This is a genomic window from Phycisphaerae bacterium (assembly GCA_018003015.1).
In the GTDB taxonomy this organism is placed as follows: domain Bacteria; phylum Planctomycetota; class Phycisphaerae; order UBA1845; family PWPN01; genus JAGNEZ01.
The window spans coordinates 39,559-60,250 of record JAGNEZ010000039.1; the positions used below are offsets into that span (position 1 = coordinate 39,559).

Below are 20,692 nucleotides of genomic sequence, written 5' to 3' on the forward strand. Positions count from 1 at the left end.
CGCAACGACTATTCGAGATAGTCGAGCAGCGAAAGCTGCATCAACTGCGCGCCGGTCATCAGGTTGGCCTGCAGAGTCGTCTGGGCCAGCTGAAACTGGGTGACCGCCTCGGTGTAGTCGAGATCCTTCGCCTGGCTGAGCAGCGACTGGGTGGCGACCACCGCGTCCTCGGTGTACTGCTGCCGGATGTCCATCGCCTGGGCTCGGGCCCCGACCTCCCCCTGGATCCGGCTGGCTTGCTCGATGAAGGACTCAAGCTTGGCCGAAGCCGCGCTGATCCTCACCGTATCATCGTGCATCAACCCCTCGTACAGCATGTGCAGGGCCGTGAAAACGCTGTCTGGAACGATGCCGTTGGTATCATCGCTGACGATCTCGGTTCCGCTGGTGGACTTCAGGATGCCGAGGTGGTCACCGGCGGCGGAGAGGTTCTCCTTCGAGATCACCAGATCCTGGGCTCCACCCGTGCTGTCCGCGATCCGAATGCCGTTGCCGTTGACGGCCAGGGAAGCGGTCACCGCCACGCCGGCCGCCGCCGCCGCAGCGTTGATCTTGTCGAGCACATCCTGGACGGTGCGGGCCCCGGTCAGACTCACCTCGAAGGTGACATCGTTCTTGGCCCGAATGCTGAAATCGGCCCGGCCCTCGCGAACAGTCACCCCCGCGCCCTGGTTCATGTCGGAGAGCAGCGTGCCGGCGTAGTAGGATCGAATACCGAGAGTGGTCGCGGTCGTCCCGCCGGCCTCACCGATCTTCAGCTCCGAACCGGAGACCAGATTGACCACCTCGATCGCGGTCCCGGCGGCGTTGATCTGAGCGGTCACGTCCAGGCCCGAGGAGTTGATCAGGTTGAGCACATCCTGGACCGTCGTCGCTCCGGACAGGTCGACGTCCGCCTCGCGCCCGCTGCTGTTGATGTGGATCGATTCGAGAGCGGCGCCCGCGCCGCCGAAGAGGGATGTGATCTCGGTCATCGTGGTCACGCGGCATCTTAGATCACTGCCGGTCATCGTGGCGGCGCCGCTCCCGAGGATGCCGAGACTCCGGGCGGTGGTCCCGCTTCCGGATTCGGCTACCGTGACCTCTCCCGCGGTAGCCACGATCTCGAGCCCGTCGCCCGCCGCACTGAGGGCGGCATGGAACTGGCCGCCAGGGCCAACGGTCAGGCCGGCATCGGCAGCCGCCGCGTTGATCGACTCGAGCACATCGCCGATCGTATCGGCGGTGGTGAGGTCAACCTGAAACGAGGTCGCCGGGGCGGTCACCGAGATACGAATGACGCCGCCCTGGATGCCGGTGCGGGTGGCGCCATCACAATCGACAAGCCGGGTACCTTCCGTCAGGGCGGGATCGAGATCGAGGTAACCCCCAACCTTGGAGGACAGAGCTCCGAAGAGGTCCGCACCGTTGAGGTTGATCGCGGGATCCTGGCCGGCATCGACGGTGGTCCGCACCGAAGCCGTGTCGCCGCGGTACTCGGCCACCCCGTGATCCTGGGTGAAAGGCGTTGAACGAGTCTGCTGACCACCGAAGAGGTACATGCCGTTATACTGGCGGTTGCCGACAGTGGCAAGTTGATCGATGATCCCGAGGATGAGTTGGGCTTCAGAGACCCGTTCCTCGTGGCTGACCGACCCGTTGTTGACCATGGTCAAGCCGATGTTGTGGGCGTCGATGAGCAGCGAGCTGACCTCGCCAACGGCGGTATCGGTCGCGGAAAGGAAGCTGCTGGCATGCTGAATGTTGGTCAGCAACTGGTTCTGACGTTCCAGGACTTCACTGAGCTGGGTGGCCCTGGCCGCGCCGACCGGATCCTCGCTCGGCGCGTTGAGCTTGCGGCCGCTGGCGATGCGGTTCTGTTCGAGGAACAGGTTCAGCGTGTTCGCCCGCAACGACTCGAGCAAAGAGTACGATCGCAGGTTATTGCTGACCCGGTTGATGCTGATCGCCGTCACGGCCATGATCGCACCTAGCTCACAATCGCCAGAGTTTCCTGAATCATCTGGTCCACGACCGTCGTGTACCTCGCCGCGGCCTGAAAAGCCCGCTCGAACCTCAGCATCGAGATCGCCTCTTCATCAAGGCTCACGCCGCTGATCGACTCGCGCTGGGCGGTGAGCGATGAGACAATCGTGTTCGCCGACTTCACCCCGGCCTGGGCGGCGTTGCTACGGGTGGCGACGTCGGAGGCGATCGCATTGAAGAACTCGGTCATGCTCTGGCCGCGCAAGCCACTGAGCGACTTGCTCGCCAGCTCCGCGATGGAGGCGGCGTTACCGCCGTCGCCGACGGCGTGGCGGGTGGCCGCCGCCAGCAGCGACGAATCGTCTGCCAGGTCCGCATTGACCGCGAGATCCTCGGAGTTGGAGCCGGTGAAGAACACGTTCACGCCGAGGGCGGCCAGGACATTGGACGTGTCCTCTCCAAACGTGACCTCGTAACCGCTGTCGGCGATGATGCGGAGCCGGCCGTCGGCGGTGGCCTCGGCCCGGACGTTCGCGGCCGCGTCGATCTTCCCGGCCAGGGTGCGCAGAGAATCGTCCGCTCCGATCCCGTCAAGATCGACCTCGATGGTCATCGCGACCCGGGTCACCGGATCGGTATTGGTGTCGGTCACGTAGAGTATGAAAGTTCCATTCTGTGGTACCAGATCCAGGTTGGCCTCGGCACTGTTGAGCGCGGCGTCGAGGTCGGATACGTCGAAGGCCCCGGTCAGGTCGGTGTACCCCCGGATTCCCTGGCCGGAGGCATGCACCTTGTTGACCTCATGGATCAAAGCCTGGGACAGACTGTTCAGGGCCTGGACATGCCCGAGTACATCACCGTCCCGGGCTTCGACCAGGCCCGCCATCTCGCCGCCAATCAGGGAGACCTCGCGCATGTTGTCCGCGAACCGAACCACGACTCGCGGCTCGTTGTCGGTGGTCTCCAGGGTGGTGGTCATGCCGCGACTGATCCCGCCGGAGATGAATAACTCATTGCCGATGTAGACGTTGACGGAACCGTCCGGCTGATCGCGAACCTGAATCTGGACGATCTCGCTCATCTGGCGAAGCAGGTCGTCACGCTGGTCGCGGAGCACACCCGAGCTGCCTTTGCTCGAGCTTTCGAGAGCCGTGATCCGGATATTCAGATCCGCAACCTGCCTGGACAGCAGATCGACCCCCTCCGCGTCGTTCTGCAACTGGGTATTCAGTTCGTCACGCATGCCAAGTACGTCCACCCGCTGCCGCTGAATCTCGCGGATCAGCGAGTCCGCCGCGGTGATGACCATCCCTCGGGCGGCCGTGTCGTGCGGCGTGTTCTGCAGCGTGCTGAACGAGTTGAAGAAGTTCTGGAGCAGGCTCGACAGATCGGAATCGCTGAGCTCGTTCATCACCGACTCGATCCGGCTCAAGGTCGCCTCCTCGGCGAGCGCTCCGGCTTGATCGCCGGTGGCAATCCGCAGACGACTCTCCAGCGACGCATCCACGTTGCGACGAAGAGCGGTCAGGGCGACGCCGCCTCCGGCCATGAAGCCCTCGGGCAGGTTCGCACCCACCAGGCCGGACAGCTCGGGCGTCTGACGCGTGTAGTTGGCGCTGCCGGCGTTCGACACATTGTTGCCGACCACTTGCAGGGCGCTCTGGTACGCCAGAAGCGCGCTTCGGCCAATCTGTAGTGCGCCTGTCACGAGACCCATGGCTACCCTACCGCCTCAAAAACGTGGGCCACATTCGACCGCTGCTTCTGACCCGTGCGACCGTACACATCGTTGCCCGGACCGCCGCTGGTCATCGACGCCAGCACCGCTCCCAGGTGTTTGAGCATCTCCTGACTGACCAGGGTCGTCACCACCCGGACCTTCTCCATGTCCTGGAGAACAACCTTGAGCCCCTCGGCGGCACTGAGCAACTGACTGCGCCGCGGCTCGGAAAGCCGGTCGGCCAGCTCGGACAACCGGATCCGGGCACCCGACGACTCGACCAAGCCGAGCCCTTCGACCATCTTCTGGGTAATCTGGCGGCGCAGGCCGTCACGTTCCCGCAATCGGGATGCCAGGGTCGCTTCCTGGGCGGTGATGGCGGAGATCCGCTCAGTCTCGGCGGCTCGGATCGCCTCGAGCTTCTCGCTCATCATCGTGGCCAACTCGCCGTACATGGCCGTCAGGTCGTGCAGCAGCCGGGCGAGGTCGCGCGCCAGAATGTCAACGCTGGGCCGTGTCACGGTTGATCTCTTTCGCATACCGTTTACAGATCACATCGCTGAGATCGGTCTTCAGCGAACTCGACGCCCGCTTGGCCAACGCCATGTCAAGCTGGGCCCCGAACATGTCCTCGCCTCGACCGCCATGCCCGATCCTGCCCTTGAAGGGGTTGTCGCGGGCCATCTTCATCATCGGGCCGAAGAACGTCGCACCCACCAATTCGTCCGCCACCTGCCGGAGCATCCGCTGCCGGAGTCCCGGCGTGGCCGTCGCCACGGCGGCCGAAGTCATGTGTGTGGGGTCCATACGCATCGGTTCTCTCCTGCTCTCACTTGTCCACGATCACGGTCGCGTGCAGTCGGCCGGTCTCATGCAGCTTCTGGATGATCGTGATCCGGTCCTGCGGAGGCACGCGAAGCAGATTCAGAGCATCGACCAGGTCCTGCAAACTGGCCCCGCCCTTGTTCTTGGGATCCAGGGCCACGAAGTTCTGTTCAACCACCTGCGACTGGCCTGGCACGGGCTTGGCCTTCGGCACCGTCGTGGTGATGGTCAGGCCCTTGTGGCTGATCACCGTGGGTGATATCTCCACGTCGCCGCTGATGATCACTGTCCCCGTCGCTTGGTTGATGTTCACCCGGGCCTCAGTGGCTGGCATGACCAGTGGGCAGTTCTCGAGGTCGTACAGGAATCGGGCGGGATTGTCGCGATCGACCGGCGGTATCCGAACCACCACCGTCCGCGGGTCGACGGCCAGGGCGACATCATCGGGTCCGTCCTCCGAACCCACTTTCGAGGCACTGTTGATGGCAAAGGCAATCGCGTGAGCGACACCCCACTCATCGTGGCCCTGGGCGATAACCAGCGTGGCGTAGGTCTCATCCGGCTGGATGCCCGGCTTCGAGCGGATCGCCGGCGGCAACTCGCGGCCGAGGGCGACATAGTGATGAATCCAGTCCTGCTCGAGCGTCGCTCCCTGGCTGATGTGCGCCACGGTGAGCATCTCGGGGGCATTCACCTGAAGCGGTCCGCTGGCCAGGGCCATCACGCCGCGGGTGTCGTCCGGATTCGGGCCGAGCAACGGCGTGATCATGAGCCGCCCACCTTTGAGGCTCTTGGCCGGTCCCAGGCTGCTCACGACCACGTCGATTCGATCGCCTTCCCGAGCACCGTTCTCCGGCAGAGTGGCCTCGACCTGAACGATGGCGACATTCTTGGCATCCTTGAGGTCGTCCAGGGAGACAACCGGGTTGGCGAACTTCTTCTGCAACTCGGCCAGGGCCCGAATGGTGGGCGCGTACTTGCCGCCATCACCCGTGCCCTGCAGACCGATGACCAGCCCCAGACCCATCACCTTGTTGGAGCGCGCACCCTGGAGATGGGTGATGTCCCCGACTCTGGGGTTCGCCGCCGCAGCGCTCGCGACAGCCAGCACGGCCAGCACGGCCGGTGGCCACGGCATCCAAGATGTCCTGCCAGAACAACGCATCCACGGCTCCTTAGAACGGGCGCACCCAATCCAGAATCTTGGGAATCCAGCCTCGCCGCGTCGAATCGCTCACCGCCCCCTCGGTCTTCTCGATCAGCTCCATCTCCGCAATCTGGGTGCTGAAGACCGAATTGTCCGCGGTCACGTCCTCGCTCCGGCACACACCGGTCAGCGTGATGTCGAATCCCTCTTCTCCGTGGAGTTCCCTGATCCTGGCCTCGAGGACCAGGTTGCCGTTGGGCTTGATGTCCACGATCGTGGCCTGGATCTTGGTTGTGAACTTGTCCTCGCGCTCGCTGGAGGCGTCACTCTTGAGCTGGTTGTCGTAGGTGAAATCGAAACCGGGCTTGCCGTTGCTGAGCTTGTCCTGCCCGAGCTTGGTGCCCGGATAAAAGCGGAACCAGTCGTTCAGCTTGCCCTTGATATCCCACTGCTTCTTGGCGTCGAGCTTGCCGTCGGCTTCGTACTTCTTCTGCTGGCGGACGACAATCGTGACCAGATCGTGCACCTTGAACTTGCGGGCCGGTGTCGTAGGAACGGCGATCAGGCTCACCCGCTCAACGGCCGTCGTCACCGCCCGGGAAGGTTCGCGCGGCGGAGCCGACACGAAGCCGACCAGCGGCCCTTGGGCGGAAGCGGAAGCCGGATCCCGATCGGCACGAGGAGCGTTGCTTTCGATTGGGCGGATGGGCGGCGTCTGCCAGAGCGAGGAACTCTGAGCTACGGCGGCGTCCAACGACACGAACATCGTCGCGATAAGGATCAGGAAGATGGCAGGACGATTCAAGGCCGTTCCTCCTTACCCAGGGCGACCGCGTCGGAAGGAGCCGTCTCGAAACCGGACACCTCCGCGGTGCGCGGACCGGTGACGACGGCAGCGAACTTGAGCCGCGAAGCCTCGTTCTGAAGCATGACCGTCTCCCCGTAGCCTCCCGCCGTCATCGCCTTGGCCACACCCTTGATCTGCACGCCACCACGGTTCACCAGAACGGTCACCAGGTCGTTACGGTTGACCAGGGGCAGGGGCTCGATGTCTCGGGGAGATAGTCGCTCGCCGCGCGTGATGAACCTCTTGACCCGCTGCCCGACGAACGGGGCGGTGTCATCCACGCCCATGTCGGCCACCTGCTCGACGGTCTGCTCGACCAACGCGATATCGCCGAGCGCAATGGTCTCACCACGATTGAGCGGGCGGCTGGATACGACCATGGACTTGCGAAGGGCGACCTGAGCGATCACCGGGACCACCTGCTTGATGGCCTTGCCTTCACGAATCGTCACTTCCAGAGTCACCATGCCCAGAAGACGGTCGGTGCGATCGGTGATCTCGAAGCGGTACGTCGGCTGGGACAGCGGCAGCAAGCGGGCAACCGCCGGACTGAACTGGATCACCGGCGTGCCACCCAGCTTGCCAAACCGGTTCGTCAGGTGAGTTCTCAGGTGGGCTTCGAGCGTATTCATGGACGGGGCCGGTCGAGTGGCCGGGACCGAGGCCGCCGAACCGCCCGTGGTGTCGGCCGGCTTCGTGGCGACGGTGTCCTCGCCTTGGACCCGGCTGACCACACACTGGCTGGGACCACGGAAGATCCACTGGGAGAGATTGGCACCCCGCTCGGACAGGGCGGCCTGAACCTGGGCGAGATCGATGGCCACCGCCTGCCCCCCCGCGGGTGATGAGGCGACGATCCAACGCCCGGCCAGACTGGCGGCCTCACCCTGAAGCTCGGAGATGTCGGCGAGGGTGATCTGCGCTCCGTCAACGACCGCCTTGGGATAGAGGCAAACGACGCTGGCACGATCATCGGCCAGCGCGAGCGAAGGAAACAGGCAAGAGACCACCAGGCACCAGCCGAGACCACGACGGAACGCCGCTCCGTCGGGCTGGGCATGGTGTATTCCACGATCGCAGGTCATCCTGACCCGGACGGGCGGCTTCTTGCCGCCCGAAGACCACCACCCCCTGATCTCATTCATCCTGTCGGCTGCATCCTGCATCGACGACCTCCGCGTCGCTCCAATTCCTACGCGACCCGCACGACTCCTCGTGTCTGCTGCACCCTCAATCCCTGTCTCGACTCGTTTCCGTACGTTCGTTTCCCCCACCCCTCAGATCGACTGCCGGCGACCGTCGCCGTTCTACTGACGCAAGTTGGTCACCACCCGCAGAGCCTCGTCGGCACTCTTGATCGATTGCGAGTTCAGCTCGAAACCCCGCTGAGTGAAGATCAGGTCCACCAGCTCGCGGACCGGTTCGACATTGCTGCCCTCCAGCGACCCTTGCCGCAGATTGCCCATGCCATCCTGCATGGGATTCGCGGTAACCGGCGTGCCCGACGCGTCCGTCTCGACGAACAGGTTCTTGCCGATCGACAGCAGGCCCTCCGGATTCACGAACCGGGCGAGTTCGATCTGGCCCACCTGAGTCAACTGGCTGTTGCCCTGCTGGCGAACGGAAACCATGCCGTTGTTGGCAATCGTGATGCTGTCCTCTGCGGCACTCTCGGGAATGTTGATCGCCGGTTCGAGGATTGAGCCCTCGCTGTTGGACAACACCAGGTCCCCATTGGCATTGCGGACCAAGTTGCCGTCGCGGGTGTAGGCGATGATCTCCTGCCCGTTGTACAACGTCCGCACCTGCAAGAAGCCCTCGCCCTCGATGGCCACGTCCAGCTTGCGCGTCGTGGGGTCGACTGGACCGGTATCGAACATCAATTGCGTTCCGGAGACATCGACGCCGAGTCCGACCTCGATCCCATGAGGGATGGGGCGATCATTGAAATCGCGGATGCCCGGCTCCCGCCGGATCTGGTACATCACATCCTCAAAATTGGTCCGTGACCGCTTGAAACCGGTTGTGTTGATGTTCGCCAGGTTGTTGGCCACGACGTTGAGCTTTGTGTCGAGGGCCTTCATCCCTGTGGCAGCGGCATGCATTGCGGCAATCGCCATCTGTTACCTCACCCGGCTGATTCAACTGATCCGGCCGATGTCATTCACCGCCCGGCTTAATGTCTGGTCCGCCAAACCCACCATGGTCGCATTGAGCTGATACGCCCGGGTCACTTCGATCATGGAAACCATGGACTGGATGGGATCCACGGTCGACTTTTCCAATGTCCCCGCCATCAACGATGCCCTGATGTCACGCGGCGTCGCCCCCAGCGATTCGAACAGGTTGCCGCCAGTCTTCCGCAGTAACGACTTGTCGTCGAAGTCGACCACCCCGATCCTCCCATAGGAGGTCTTCGCTCTTCCCGCTCGAACTTCACCGCCGCCGTCGATCATCACGTCGCTGGCAGCGGCCGCCGGAACGGTGATCGGCTGTCCGGTCGCGTCCAGTACCGCGTGGCCACCCGCTGCGGTGACCAGCTCACCAGCCTGGTTGAGCAGGAAACGGCCGTCCCGGGTGTAACGCTCGCCGTCGGCCAGCTGCACCCGGAAGAAGCCGTCGCGACGGATGGCCACATCCAGCGGCCGCCCGGTATGCTCCGGGGCACCGTCCTCGAACGAGGTCATCGTGGGCCCAACCAGAGAGCCGCCGGTCATCCCTGACAGCGACGGCTGGCTGGCAGCGGGATCGCCCGCCCCCTCCCGCGACTCCGCCCGCCGCTCCCGCATCACGGTCAGATCGTGCTTGAATCCAACCGTGTCCGCGTTGGCCAGGTTGTTGGCCAGAACCTCCATTCGGTACTGGTTGGCCTGCAGCCCCGCGGCGGATAGATAGATCCCGTACACCATGACAGACGCTGACCTCGCTACCCTACTCGTGGCTCAGTGGTTTGCGCGACTCCGGGATCCGGGCGTCGTCACCGACCACATCCGACTTGTCGAGCCTCGACCCGAACACGCCGACATGCACGGCACTCGCCATGGCCGCCGCCCGGGCAATTCGCCTGCCCAGGGTTGGCAGATCTACCGATCCCGTGGGGCACTCCATTGCCCCGCTAAAGGAAGCCACGTCCATTGAGCCACTCCCGGCCGCCCGCCCGGTGCATCCTTACACCCGGAACGGCGGCACAATGGTCCGACGGCTGGCCATCGCAAACCGCGTGCCAGAGGCGCGCGGCACAAGAATTGCTAGCCCCCCAAGAGGCCCCGGGAATCCCGCAACTCACGCCCTCATTGGAAGTTACAACGAATGATAATCTGGGCAATCTTAGCCCGCGACACCATCAGGCACTCTGGGCGGTAGGCGCAAGTCTTGCCCATGAACGGCAACTTCTGCAGACCCCGAATGGCTCGGTCGTCCAGACGATTCAGGACGACAAGGCGTGAACCAGGCGCCGGAACTCCTCACCCCGCTGTTCATAGTTGGCAAACAGATCGTAGCTGGTACAGGCTGGAGACAAGACCACCACGTCGCCGGGAACGCTCAGATCGCGAGCCGCCTGGACCGCAGCCTCCAGGGTCGGGGCCTCCACCACCGCGGTCTTGCCCGCCACCGCGTTGACACACGCCCGCACGCCCTCATGGAGCGAGTGACCCATCTCCCCGTAACACACCACGCCCTTGGCGTGGGCGGCCAGGTGAGCATGCATCTCGTCAAACGGCATGCCTTTGTCGCGCCCGCCGATCAACACGATGACCGGACGATCGAACGAGTCCACGGCAAGGCATGTAGAGGCAGGAGTAGTTGATTTAGAGTCATTGTAATAGCCCACCCCGCGAGATTTCCCCACGTATTCAAGGCGATGGGGCAGGCCGGCAAAACCGGAAAGCCCTCGGCGGATGAGCGGCTCCTCAACGCCCAGAGAACGGCAGACGGCCACTGCCAGAGCGGCGTTGTCCTCATTGTGCCGGCCCGGCAGCCGCAGACTGCTCGCTAGGGACGAATCGAAACGCACGCTTCGCAACCGCTCCGCCGCGCCGGCCTCGGCAACCCAGCGAGCCACGCGTTCGTCGGCCTCGTGCACGAAAACCAATCCGTCGGGGCCCTGAAAACGCACCAGGTTGAGCTTGGCCGCCGCGTACGCCTCCAGCGTGCCGTGGCGGTCCAAGTGGTTCGGCTCGATGTTGGTGATCACCGCCAACGGGGGACTCCAACGCAGGCTCTCGAGATCCTCTAACTGAAAACTCGACAATTCCAGTACCACGACGTCCTCGGCGGTCATGACCGGCAGATCGGCCAGCAGCGAACGGCCAATGTTGCCGCCAACCCAGATCCGAGGTCCGCGACCGGCAGCATAGGCCGTCTCCAGCACCGCCCCGATCATCGCAGTCGTGGTGCTCTTGCCGGCCGAACCGGTCACCCCAACCATCCGGCGCGCCGGGCAGCGCTCAATGAACAGGTTCATCTCGCTGGTCACTGGAATCCCGCGCCCGCGAGCCTCCCGAATGTAATCGGACCGGTCCTTGGGAACCGCCGGACTGACCACCAGAAGACGGCAGTCGTCCAGATCGCTCACCGCATGCTCGCCAATACGCAGCGTGACCGACAAATCCGCAATCTGGCGCAGGCCATCGGCCAGCTTATCGGGCTTGGCAGTGTCGGTAACCGTCACCAGGGCCCCTTGCGCGACGAGCCACCGGGTCACCGCTATGCCCCCACCGAAATGCCCTAGCCCCATGACCACCACCCGCTGGCCCGTCAGACCGCCCGCTGTCATCGAAACCGTCCTCCTTGTCCGCGCGACCGCCACACCCGACCGCCCTATGATCGGGGCTTGTCGCTTTTTTTTCCAGACCATGATGAAACGCGCACCAGCGTGGGGCGTCTACCTATTGAGAATGAAATGACGCGATTATATAATCAGAGCATACAACGTTGCATGGACAACGTTTTACGGTACACCCGCGCCGGTGGAGATGTACGCCGTTGAGTGAACGCCCCACAGTCAGTCTGGCAAAGGTCGACCTGGATTCACCGGTTCCTCGCTACGTCCAGGCCAAGACAATCTTGGCGGAGGCCATCAATCGGGGTGATTTCCCCCCCGGTTCCAAGCTGCCAAATACTGGGGAAATCAGCGTCCAGGTCAATGTCAGCCTGATTACCGCCCACAAGGCTATTCAGTGCTTAGCCCAGGAAGGATGGGTTCGCAGGGAACGCGGACGAGGCACCTTCGTTCGAGACGACTTCCGGCTTTCCGTCGCGGTCAAGCCCCAGTTCCGTGTCGGGCTGGTCCTCCATCCCAGCAACTCCCTGGGTGACTTCTACCACGGCACCCTGATCACCGCCATCCGGGAGGCCGCCGAACGCATCGAGCCGGTCGGCGAGCTGGTCATTCAACGCTGCCAGAGCGTCCGCGACCTCCCCGCCCAGGACGCCGACGGCCTGCTCTGCTTCCACCCCGACCGCGAACAGTTGCGCGAGTTGGCTCAGATCGCCGACCGCAAGGCGATCCTCGTTCTGGGAGCCTCGATCGAAGGGGCGCCGCTGAACTGCGTCGATTCCCAAAACGCCGAGGGCACGCGAGCTGCCGTCCGGCATTTGGCTGAACTCGGCCACCGGCGCATCGCGATCGTCAACGGCCCGCTGGACTCAACCAACTGCCTCCACCGATTCGAGGGCTACCTCACCGCGCTTCAGGAGGCCGGCATCCCGCCCCAAGAGGACTGCATCTTCAATGCCGAACTGGCCAAAGCCGCAGGAGCAGCCATGGGACGGCTGGCGGACGCCCTGAGAAGTCGTCGGCGTCCGACGGCAATTATCGCCGCCGGATACTACCTGGCACTCGAGGTCCTGGCTCTTCTTCGCCAACTTCGGATCCGGGTCCCCGAGGAGATCTCGCTGGTCGGTTTCGATGACACCCCATCGGCGCCGCTTCTCGATCCGCCGCTGACAACGATCCGACAGCCCCTGGAGGAAATGGGAATGCAGGCCTACGCTCGACTGGCCCGCATGATCAATGGCGAAAACGGCCGCCCACGTGTCGAACTGCTGCCTACCACGCTGGTCAAGCGCCTCTCCACCGGCCCGGCCACCCGACAGGTCTGACCGAACACTCGCCTGCTCAGCTCATCCGCACCGCAACACCGATTGACAGACAAGATGGCAGGGGGCGGCCAGGCACGACGCCCGCGTCAGCCTCCGCTCGCGAGAGAAAATCGGTGAGCATGGAGGGGCCACCCAACCTCCCGCCCGGAACCAGCGTCGTCAGCCAACCCTTGTATGCGGGCAGGGATCCCCCCCCCAGAAAGAGTCAACCACGCTCAGCCCCAAGCAATCGCGCCCCTGGGCCGGTGACATCAGTTCAGATTCGTGTTGGTGTTGATGTTCGTGTTTGTGTTTGTGTTCGTGTTGCTCGTGCCACCCCCGTTGAGCGGGAAGGGACCACCACACAGACCCGGGATCGTGCATGAGGGATCCTTGGAGTAGTCGGGCCAAGTCGTGGTCAGAAGGTCATACTCAAACGGGTCGCAGTTCAGGATCGTCCCGCAGGGATTGATGTAATGGGCCAGCTTGCCAGTGCTGTTGACGGCCATCTCAAAACAGCCCGTACCCATCATCAAACCGGTCAACGTGGTGGCGAGAACCATGGACAACACCAATCGCCACTTGCACCATCTGGTCGTCATAGCACTTCTCCTGGCCCCAAAAGACCGGGCGGGCCCGATCTCCGATACGCAAAAGACAACCGCGTCCGACTCAGCCCCCTGCGCCGGTGGAACCTGTCGTGGTCGTTGTTCCCGTCGTAGTCGTCGTGGTCGTCGTCGTGGCAATCGTCGAGCAATCGACGAGCAGATCGTCTAAGGTTGTGCTGGGATCACCACAAGGCTGAACTAGGCCGCCGAAGAAACCACTGCGGCAGTCGAGGAGGTAGCAGAAATCAACAGAAGTGGAGATGCCGTTGGTCCAGAACCGGCTGCAGCTGCTGATTGCGCCGTTCTGCGTGGTGAAGCCGCCCGTCACCTGGAACAAACTCGTGCCGCCCAGCACCATCGCCAGCCAAGTCCAGTATCGCTTGGATCTACGCCGCATCATCGCTTGACCTCCACGCCGATCCTCAGGCCCAGCTCCGGTACCGCCGCCCTTGTGCGCACACTCCGCCACCCACGGCGTCCCGAAGTCGTGACCAGTATAGAGCCCACCACGAGTCTACGCAACCCGCCAAGTGACCGAAATCGCCCTTGCTCACCAGCTTCGGCAGATGACCAGGAAACCACCCCCGACCCTCAAGCCCCAAACGAAAGAGCAGCTCTCCATTTCGGAAAGCTGCTCCCCAATCCTGACACATCTGAGCCGGCCAATCCGCCGCCGGTCCTCAGGACGGCCCGCTTCTCACCCCAAAACAAACCTCTGGAGAACGAAATCCGCGATGCAGGCGCCCAAACCCAACGCAATCACCGTAGATCCCGCCAGAAACAACCCCCACTTCACGAGAATCTTCTTGGACATCGTCAGACCTCCTCAAAGATGGCTTGCGAGCACACACAACGCTCGCCAAGCGACACATTGGTGTCTCCCGGCAACCGCTGCGCCCCCTTCCCCACACACCCATCGCTCCGGTCAACGATTACCCGGCCGGCAGCCGAAACGCGCTGCCCGCCTCCACGAACCTGGTGGCCGCAAACCTCCTACAGAAGCACGCCGGCTCGCCCCGCGCCTGGAACCCCGCCGGCCAATCGGTCCGCAACTCCGCTACGAACCACCCAGTTCACAAGTGGAACATCGAGCCTTCAGGTCGAGCCGCGCCGACCCAACGCAAAGGCTCCTTCACTCGGATCGATATCTTAACGCCATTCTCACCGCTGGCAAGTCCGATCTCTAAACAAACCCGCAATGCCATCAGCCGAAACCGGGCTTACCAGCCCCCGCTCGGTGATGATTCCGGTAATAAGGCCCGCCGGGGTCACATCAAACGCGGGGTTGTAACACTTTACCCCGTCCGGTACGGTAGTTACCCCAAAGCCCTTGGCGATCTCCTCCCGCGCCCGTTCCTCGATCGGGATGGCCTTCCCATCTGGGATCGAACGATCGAACGTCGAGCGGGGCGCAGCCACGTAAAACGGTATGCCGTGGGCATTTGCGATCACGGCGACCCCGTAGGTGCCAATCTTGTTGGCGGTGTCTCCGTTGGCCGCTATCCGATCAGCACCTACCACCACCAGGTCCACCTTCCGATCACGCATCACGTGGGCGACCATGTTGTCGCAGATCACGGTCACATCCAGGCCGGCCCGAGCCAATTCCCAAGCCGTTAGCCGGGCCCCTTGGAGGAGCGGCCGAGTCTCATCTGCGTAGACGGAAAACCGTCTTCGACGATCGTGGGCGGCATACAGTACGGCCAGGGCCGTGCCGTATTCGGCCGTGGCCAGCCCACCCGCATTGCAGTGGGTTAGGACCGTCGAGCCCTCCACAATCAGATGCTGGCCAGCCTCGCCGATGGCCCGACAAATGGACGCGTCTTCGTCCCGTATGGCCCGCGCTTCGGCCAGCAGGGCGCCCTTGAGCTGCTCCAAGCCGGCATTTCGAAGGCCTTCGGCTCGTCGTTTCATGCGGTTCAAGGCCCAGAAGAGATTGACCGCCGTCGGCCTGCTGCCAGCCAGGTAGTCGCAGGACTTCGCCAGGTTTTCAAAGAACTCATCCCGGTTCCGGGCATTCCGAACACCGAGTACAACGCCCATTGCGGCGGCGACTCCAATGGCCGGGGCGCCGCGAACCCGGAGACTCCGGATCGCCTCCCAGAGGGTCTCGACATCCCGGCAGGTCAGGATCTTCAGCTCACCGGGCAGAAGCGTCTGATCGATCATCTCGACCGCGCCGTCGAGCTCCCCCGCCCAGGCGATGGTTCGGCAAGACCGGGGATCAGCCACGAGCGATGCGCTCCTGTAATGATCTATTCTTGTTATCGACCGTTTCCGATTGGGCAGTCTTGGACTTGCGCAGGGCCTGCTTCAGGCCATCATCCGCCACAGACAGAATCTGTAGCGCGAGCATGGCAGCGTTCTTAGCCCCGGCTGAGCCGATCGCCACGGTGGCGACGGGCACACCGGGCGGCATCTGCACGATGCTGAGGAGACTGTCAACGCCCTGAAGAGGACCGCAGGCCAGGGGCACGCCAATCACCGGGCAAATCGTATAGGCGGCCACGGCCCCGGGCAGAGCGGCGGCCATGCCGGCGGCCGCAATGAAGACCTCCACGCCCCGCGCCTCGGCCTCGGTCACGTACGCTCGGAGCTGCTCTGGCGTGCGATGCGCAGAGAGAATCTGAGCTTCAGCGTACACGCCCCACGCGGTCAACTCCTGGTAGCACGTTTCCAGGATCGGCCAGTCGGAGTCACTACCCATGATAATGGCAACCTGGGCTCGTTTCATGAGAGGTATTGTACGCGGTCGACTCGAGGTGTGAAGCCCCCGGGTTGTGGGCAAGACGGGTGAGCGTTAACATCCGGACACTATGGCGATCCAGTTCTCTTGTCCGTCCTGTCGGCAACCCATCGAGGTTGATGATACCTGGGGCGGGCAGTCTGTAGGCTGCCCCTATTGCCGCCACGTCGTCACCGCACCGCAATCGACCGAATGGCCCGGTGCCCAGATCCCGATGGCCAACCCCGCGCAGAGCGCTGTCCTGCCGCCTCCTCCGCCGCCGGGAATGCCCCCGCCGCCACCCTCACTGGCCTCATCGGCTCCTGTCAGCACCGGTAACGCGGTCTGGTCACTGGGGCTCGCGGTGTGCGGTGCCGGGCTCTCCATCCTCGGCTGGATCATCTGCTTCGGGCAGATCGCGTCCCAGGTCATGGCCAAGCTGGGTCCCAATGCCACGCAGCAGCAGTTTCAGCAGACCTACATGGACATGCTGGCCAGCGGCAAGCTGAGCTTGGTGTCGCCCGCAGGTACGGTCATCTTCCTCGCGGGCACCGTCTGTGGCATCTGTGCGATCTGGCTTGCGGTCCGGGCGCTCCTTCGCCAAGAGCGCGGCCGCGGCATGGCCATCGCCAGCTGCGTGATCGCCGCGTGCTTCACCTTCTGCCAGGTCATGTCCATGCTCGCAGGTGCTGTGACCGTCCAAGCCGGCACGTTCCGCTGAGAAGACAGCACCTGGACAGCTGCGCGCGGCGAATCCAGTACACGCTAACCTCATGAAGAACATTAGGTTGAGACTGGCAACCGCCAGGAGAGTTCGCCCCGGTGGCCTCGGCGGTGGTTTGCATTGACTTGCCCATGGGCATTTGGTAGGTTCACAGATAGCGAGAGCAGCGTGGGCCAACACAGCATGCGGACGGGGACCTGGGCGCGGGTCGATCCCGCGTCTGTGTGGTCCGGCTTCAGCGGATTGTGCCCGTCGCGAAGAAAGGGGTCTACCTGATGGACGCCTTCGAGGCCATTTCAGCACCGGAACCTTCATCCTTTGCTGGCAAAAAGTTCTTCTCGCTATCAGAAGCCAACCGGTCGCTGATCCTGGTCAAGCGAGTCGTTCGCGACGTGGTTGAGCATTACCGCCGGCTTCGCGAGTTGCACGAGAGCTATCAATCCCTCGATCAGATCGGCGACGTCTCCGCGGCGGACAGGACTCGCCAGCAGTACGTCGTAACGACCGAACACCTGGCGGCCCTCCGCGAGGAGTTGGAGGACATCGGCTGCGAGCTCCGGGATTTCGAGATCGGCCTGGTGGACTTCCCGGCCCTCCGCGACCAACGCGAAATCTACCTCTGCTGGAGGCTGGGCGAAGACCAGGTTCAGTACTGGCACGAGGTCAGCGGCGGCTTCAGCGAACGGCATCCTGCCGACGCACAGACCTGCTGACCCGCCTCTCCGGATCATCGACTCACCCGGCAGACAGCATGCGATGGCCGCCCGGCGAACAGGCAGGTCAAGCCCGGTCGTGTTCCTTCTCGCCAGACCTCAGCCCATCCTATCCGATCTCCCCCGTGCACCCCGGCTCCGGAAACCCAGAGCATCGGCTGCCGACGGCATGTGTCCGGCTTGACGGGCAGGTATGACCTAGCCGATAACAGCAATGGCGCGTGCCATCCGGAGGGATGCGGACAGCGGTCCGAAGGAGACTCCATGCGACTGTGGCAATGGCTGATCGGAACGATGCTGGCAATGGCGGGCCAGGCCGCCGCAGAGCCGCTGACCACCGGAGAATGGCTCGTCGACCTGGAGCGCGATTATCGACTCTCTTCGCCAACGAGCGGATCGGACATCGACGAGGAAATGTGCCTGCTCTTCGTGCAGGCAGCCGGCCGCCTGCAGACGGCTCCACCCGAAGCGTGGCGGTCCCAGGCCCGGCTCCTTGAGCTCCTGGGCCAGCCGGCAGCCGCTTGCCAGGCGCTGAATCGGTACCTGCCGCTCGCCCAGGACGACGTGCGGGCGCGACTCTGGCAACTCGGCTTGAGCTCAGAACTGCTCCAGACCGCAGAAGAGCGTCGAGCCTTCTACGTCGAACAACTCAAGAAGCCCGGACTCCCTGCGCCCGTCTCCAGCGAGCTCCACCGTCTGCTCGCGGAATACCACTGGAACCGAAATGAGAAAGGGCCTGCGGCCGAGCAGGCTCATGCGGCGATCAAGGACGATCCCCACAACCTCCAGGCCCGCCAGCTCCTCGCCGTACTCCAGGGCAAGGGTAACACGCCTCAGGCCCGGATCGGCCTGCAGCTGGCCCAGTTGGAGCTCAACCCCGGGCGGCTCGACTGGATTCTGACCTTGGCCGACGATCTGATGGCCATAGGCCTGCCCGACGAGGCCATCCCCTGGTACCGCCACGCCATGGCCGTGATCGAAGCCCGCGAAGGGGGGGATGTCCCGGCTCCGCTGCTGATGTCGCTGGCCTGGGCACTGATTGAGCAGGGGGCGGAGACTCTTCTGACAGCGGCCGGGAAGCAGCCGGCCACCATGCCTGGCGACAAGCCCCCGCCCCTGCCACCGCCACCCCAGTTCATCGAGGCCTGGCAGCTGACCGAGGCATCCTTGAACAAGAACCGCGTGCAATTGGCCCCCTACCAGGCGCGGATCATGATGGCCGCGCTGCGGGGCGACGGCCAGCAGGAATTCGACCAGATCAGAATCGCGCGCGGCATCTGGTTCCTGCTCATCCAACACGACGATAGGGGGCAACCGGAGGAAGAATATACCGCGAAAGAAGACGGGGGGGCCGTCGTTAGGAAGTGGTCGCCAGACATCCTGGCGAACTTCGCCTGGTTCCTGGCCCATTACGGCTCCAAGGCAGGCAAGTTCAAACTGCCTGGTAAATTCACAGACAAGGAAACCGGCGATCAGTATACCGGAACCTGGGAGTTGAGCCCGCTGAGTCAGGCGGAACGCGTGGCGGAAATGGCTCGCGGGCGAGATCCGGATTCTCTGCTCGCGAAACGCGTGCTTGGCTCCGTCCGGCGCCAAGAAAACGATCATGCCGAGGCCGAGAATCGTCTCCGCGGCATCGCCGACCAGGATATCTGGGCCAGAGTTGAACTCGCCCAGCTCCTCTACGACGTGGCCATGCGTCTGGCCGACGCCGGGAAGCGAGAGGAGGCCATCGCCCAGCTCGTTGCCGCCGGCCGGGAAGCCACAAGCCCGGAACTGCGGTTGACGATCCGCCGGATCTGGGCAAGCTGGGAATTCCGCGATTCTGCTTCCCATGACCAGACAAAGCCGTCAACTAGTGAGTGGCTGAAACCGGCGTCACCTGCCGTCACCGAGGAAATCCGAGCCGCGACTGCGCTCTTCCCAAAGGAAGTCCTGCCATTCCCGCTGCAGGTAAACAAGCACCTCACCCTGAACATCAGGCTCCTGGCCAACGGCCTGAGAATCGGAGAACCCTGGAGATGCGCCTTCGAGATCCGCAACATCGGCAGCCTCCCCATCACCATCGGCCCGGGCCTGATGCTGGAACCGGCCCTGCTCTGCATCGTCACCCTTCGCGGCGACCGCGAGCGAACAGAGACCGTGTCAATTCCCCTTGACCAGAGACTCCAACTGACCACCGGCCAATCGCTCTCCATGGTCAGAACGCTGGATATCGGACGGATTCGAGCAGGGCTGATCGGGACACCCCAAGTGGCATACGACGCCGAAATCGAGGCTATGCTGAACCCGATCGAAGAGCCGTCGATCATGGCCGGCGCCCCGCCAATATGGAAGCCGGGGCCCGCAGGTATCAGGGCCAGGTCACTGAAGCTGCGACGGGAACCGTTCAGGGTCTTTCCCGACTCCATTCGCAGCCTGCTGACCGAGACCAAGGCTCCCGTCATCAGCGCCCGCATCGCCGCCATGGAAACCCTGGCCTCCCTCTTGGCCGAGCATCAGCACCTGGCTTCCGGCCGTCTCCGCTATGCGGCCCAGCCGATCGATCCGGCGACGGTCCAAACCGTGATCCTGGCCCGCGCCGAGGACACCGACTGGGAAGTCCGGGCCCGCCTGGCAGAGTGCCTCAGGTGGTTCGTTCTGGACAGCGCCGCAACACAGCAGAGCGTCAAGCTGCTCAACGACCCCCACTGGCTGGTCCGTGGACTCGCCATGCGCGCCATGGCGGAACATCAAGGCGCGCGATTCCAGGGCGTGCTCCAGGTGGTCACGCAACAAGACCCGGATGAATGGGTACGGCGGATGAGCCGGACACTCCTTGCCCGCATGACCGCGGCTCGCCCCAACGCAGCGGCCCAGGCCATCAGTCCGCCACCCGCCGCCAAGCCTGAGACCGGTCTGTGATGCGACCGGGGGAGACCCCTGCCTCCGCTCGATGTGGCCCCCCCACATCAGAACGCAACACGCAAAGTGCCGACGAATATCGCCCGGCACCGACAAGCCAGACCGTCCCTCGACCGCGGCCATGCTCGAACCCACGTCGGCAAACCGCGTGGAGCGCCTACACGCCCACCCACCAGGGTCCACTGAGGCAATCCCCCCCGGCCGCAACGCCAATGGCTCCCTCCCGAGCCGGCAGGGAACTGCGGGGGGCGATGCACTCCGGCAGATCAGGGCACGCCGAACATGGACCGCAGCCCGGCACCGGCGACCGCAGCCCTCGACCAGGCCCACTGGAAGTTGAAGCCGCCGATCCGGCCGTCCACGTCGAGAATCTCCCCTGCCAGGAACAATCCTGGACAGAGGCGCGACTGCATCGTGGCCGGTTGGATCT

The 20,692-nt window shown here is 63.8% G+C and carries 20 protein-coding genes; 4 read left to right on the forward strand and 16 right to left on the reverse strand.

The genetic code is table 11. The features are described 5' to 3' along the window. Window positions 1-8 precede the first annotated feature (8 nt). From flgL to murD, 11 genes are all read right to left on the reverse strand, one after another. Complete coding sequence (gene flgL / locus KA354_16410; protein ID MBP7936226.1) at window positions 9-1,961, reverse strand: flagellar hook-associated protein FlgL; 1,953 nt, start codon at window positions 1,959-1,961, stop codon at window positions 9-11. 8 nt (window positions 1,962-1,969) lie between these two features. Next, a complete protein-coding gene (gene flgK, locus KA354_16415) occupies window positions 1,970-3,682 on the reverse strand; it encodes a flagellar hook-associated protein FlgK (GenBank protein ID MBP7936227.1) in 1,713 nt (570 codons plus the stop codon). Between the two features lie 2 nt (window positions 3,683-3,684). After that, a complete protein-coding gene (gene flgN, locus KA354_16420; GenBank protein MBP7936228.1) occupies window positions 3,685-4,206 on the reverse strand; it encodes a flagellar export chaperone FlgN in 522 nt (173 codons plus the stop codon). Next, a complete protein-coding gene (locus KA354_16425) occupies window positions 4,187-4,498 on the reverse strand; it encodes a hypothetical protein (GenBank protein MBP7936229.1) in 312 nt (103 codons plus the stop codon). The genes flgN and KA354_16425 overlap by 20 nt, the downstream gene beginning before the upstream one ends. Before the next feature lie 16 nt (window positions 4,499-4,514). Then, a complete protein-coding gene (locus tag KA354_16430) occupies window positions 4,515-5,648 on the reverse strand; it encodes a flagellar basal body P-ring protein FlgI (GenBank protein MBP7936230.1) in 1,134 nt (377 codons plus the stop codon). Between the two features lie 37 nt (window positions 5,649-5,685). Further along, window positions 5,686-6,462, reverse strand: a complete 777-nt coding sequence (locus tag KA354_16435; GenBank protein ID MBP7936231.1) for a flagellar basal body L-ring protein FlgH — start codon at window positions 6,460-6,462, stop codon at window positions 5,686-5,688. After that, entirely contained in the window at window positions 6,459-7,649 is a 1,191-nt protein-coding gene (gene flgA, locus KA354_16440) for a flagellar basal body P-ring formation protein FlgA (GenBank protein MBP7936232.1), read from the reverse strand. Before flgA ends, KA354_16435 begins: the two co-directional genes overlap by 4 nt. Window positions 7,650-7,811: 162 nt before the next feature. Then, window positions 7,812-8,624, reverse strand: a complete 813-nt coding sequence (gene flgG, locus KA354_16445) for a flagellar basal-body rod protein FlgG (GenBank protein MBP7936233.1) — start codon at window positions 8,622-8,624, stop codon at window positions 7,812-7,814. A gap of 21 nt (window positions 8,625-8,645) precedes the next feature. Then, window positions 8,646-9,413, reverse strand: a complete 768-nt coding sequence (locus tag KA354_16450; protein MBP7936234.1) for a flagellar hook-basal body protein — start codon at window positions 9,411-9,413, stop codon at window positions 8,646-8,648. A gap of 22 nt (window positions 9,414-9,435) precedes the next feature. Then, window positions 9,436-9,639 carry a hypothetical protein gene (locus KA354_16455; GenBank protein MBP7936235.1) on the reverse strand — a complete coding sequence of 68 codons (204 nt, stop codon included), beginning with the start codon at window positions 9,637-9,639 and terminating at the stop codon, window positions 9,436-9,438. Between the two features lie 292 nt (window positions 9,640-9,931). Continuing rightward, a complete protein-coding gene (murD, locus tag KA354_16460; protein ID MBP7936236.1) occupies window positions 9,932-11,281 on the reverse strand; it encodes a UDP-N-acetylmuramoyl-L-alanine--D-glutamate ligase in 1,350 nt (449 codons plus the stop codon). Window positions 11,282-11,490: 209 nt separating this feature from the next. Here murD and KA354_16465 point away from each other — a divergent pair, with 209 nt between their 5' ends. Continuing rightward, window positions 11,491-12,609 carry a GntR family transcriptional regulator gene (locus tag KA354_16465; GenBank protein ID MBP7936237.1) on the forward strand — a complete coding sequence of 373 codons (1,119 nt, stop codon included), beginning with the start codon at window positions 11,491-11,493 and terminating at the stop codon, window positions 12,607-12,609. 251 nt (window positions 12,610-12,860) lie between these two features. Here KA354_16465 and KA354_16470 read toward each other — a convergent pair whose 3' ends face one another. The 4 genes from KA354_16470 to purE form a co-directional block, all read right to left on the reverse strand. Continuing rightward, window positions 12,861-13,190: a hypothetical protein gene (locus KA354_16470; GenBank protein ID MBP7936238.1), complete on the reverse strand. Its 330-nt coding sequence runs from the start codon at window positions 13,188-13,190 to the stop codon at window positions 12,861-12,863. 70 nt (window positions 13,191-13,260) lie between these two features. Then, window positions 13,261-13,596, reverse strand: a complete 336-nt coding sequence (locus KA354_16475; protein MBP7936239.1) for a hypothetical protein — start codon at window positions 13,594-13,596, stop codon at window positions 13,261-13,263. 761 nt (window positions 13,597-14,357) lie between these two features. Then, entirely contained in the window at window positions 14,358-15,428 is a 1,071-nt protein-coding gene (gene mtnA, locus KA354_16480; protein ID MBP7936240.1) for an S-methyl-5-thioribose-1-phosphate isomerase, read from the reverse strand. Next, window positions 15,421-15,930, reverse strand: coding sequence for a 5-(carboxyamino)imidazole ribonucleotide mutase (gene purE / locus KA354_16485; GenBank protein ID MBP7936241.1), 510 nt, complete (start codon window positions 15,928-15,930; stop codon window positions 15,421-15,423). Before purE ends, mtnA begins: the two co-directional genes overlap by 8 nt. Before the next feature lie 226 nt (window positions 15,931-16,156). Between purE and KA354_16490 the strand changes: the two genes are divergently transcribed. The 3 genes from KA354_16490 (at window position 16,157) to KA354_16500 (ending at window position 20,262) form a co-directional block, all read left to right on the forward strand. Further along, window positions 16,157-16,642 (forward strand): hypothetical protein, encoded by a 486-nt coding sequence (locus KA354_16490; GenBank protein ID MBP7936242.1) that lies wholly within the window; start codon window positions 16,157-16,159, stop codon window positions 16,640-16,642. Between the two features lie 278 nt (window positions 16,643-16,920). Beyond that, a complete protein-coding gene (locus KA354_16495; GenBank protein MBP7936243.1) occupies window positions 16,921-17,358 on the forward strand; it encodes a DUF2203 domain-containing protein in 438 nt (145 codons plus the stop codon). Between the two features lie 264 nt (window positions 17,359-17,622). Further along, the gene (locus tag KA354_16500) at window positions 17,623-20,262 is read left to right on the forward strand and encodes a HEAT repeat domain-containing protein (GenBank protein ID MBP7936244.1); all 2,640 of its coding nucleotides are present in this window, start codon (window positions 17,623-17,625) and stop codon (window positions 20,260-20,262) included. A gap of 266 nt (window positions 20,263-20,528) precedes the next feature. On the opposite strand, the gene KA354_16505 is transcribed toward KA354_16500, so the two are convergent. Then, on the reverse strand, window positions 20,529-20,692 hold a 164-nt coding region (locus KA354_16505), incomplete at its 5' end, for an NAD(P)/FAD-dependent oxidoreductase (GenBank protein MBP7936245.1).

What these genes read in the sequence shown, in the direction of transcription:
- KA354_16455 (MBP7936235.1), bottom strand. Translation starts at nt 9,639, where the DNA reads ATGGACGTGGCTTCCTTTAGCGGGGCAATGGAGTGCCCCACGGGATCG.
- flgA (MBP7936232.1), bottom strand. Translation starts at nt 7,649, where the DNA reads ATGAATGAGATCAGGGGGTGGTGGTCTTCGGGCGGCAAGAAGCCGCCC.
- KA354_16430 (MBP7936230.1), bottom strand. Translation starts at nt 5,648, where the DNA reads ATGCCGTGGCCACCGGCCGTGCTGGCCGTGCTGGCTGTCGCGAGCGCT.
- KA354_16470 (MBP7936238.1), bottom strand. Translation starts at nt 13,190, where the DNA reads ATGACGACCAGATGGTGCAAGTGGCGATTGGTGTTGTCCATGGTTCTC.
- murD (MBP7936236.1), bottom strand. Translation starts at nt 11,281, where the DNA reads ATGACAGCGGGCGGTCTGACGGGCCAGCGGGTGGTGGTCATGGGGCTA.
- KA354_16450 (MBP7936234.1), bottom strand. Translation starts at nt 9,413, where the DNA reads ATGGTGTACGGGATCTATCTATCCGCCGCGGGGCTGCAGGCCAACCAG.
- KA354_16425 (MBP7936229.1), bottom strand. Translation starts at nt 4,498, where the DNA reads ATGCGTATGGACCCCACACACATGACTTCGGCCGCCGTGGCGACGGCC.
- flgL (MBP7936226.1), bottom strand. Translation starts at nt 1,961, where the DNA reads ATGGCCGTGACGGCGATCAGCATCAACCGGGTCAGCAATAACCTGCGA.
- KA354_16475 (MBP7936239.1), bottom strand. Translation starts at nt 13,596, where the DNA reads ATGATGCGGCGTAGATCCAAGCGATACTGGACTTGGCTGGCGATGGTG.
- KA354_16490 (MBP7936242.1), top strand. Translation starts at nt 16,157, where the DNA reads ATGGCCAACCCCGCGCAGAGCGCTGTCCTGCCGCCTCCTCCGCCGCCG.
- flgK (MBP7936227.1), bottom strand. Translation starts at nt 3,682, where the DNA reads ATGGGTCTCGTGACAGGCGCACTACAGATTGGCCGAAGCGCGCTTCTG.
- flgG (MBP7936233.1), bottom strand. Translation starts at nt 8,624, where the DNA reads ATGGCGATTGCCGCAATGCATGCCGCTGCCACAGGGATGAAGGCCCTC.
- KA354_16495 (MBP7936243.1), top strand. Translation starts at nt 16,921, where the DNA reads ATGGACGCCTTCGAGGCCATTTCAGCACCGGAACCTTCATCCTTTGCT.
- KA354_16500 (MBP7936244.1), top strand. Translation starts at nt 17,623, where the DNA reads ATGCGACTGTGGCAATGGCTGATCGGAACGATGCTGGCAATGGCGGGC.
- purE (MBP7936241.1), bottom strand. Translation starts at nt 15,930, where the DNA reads ATGAAACGAGCCCAGGTTGCCATTATCATGGGTAGTGACTCCGACTGG.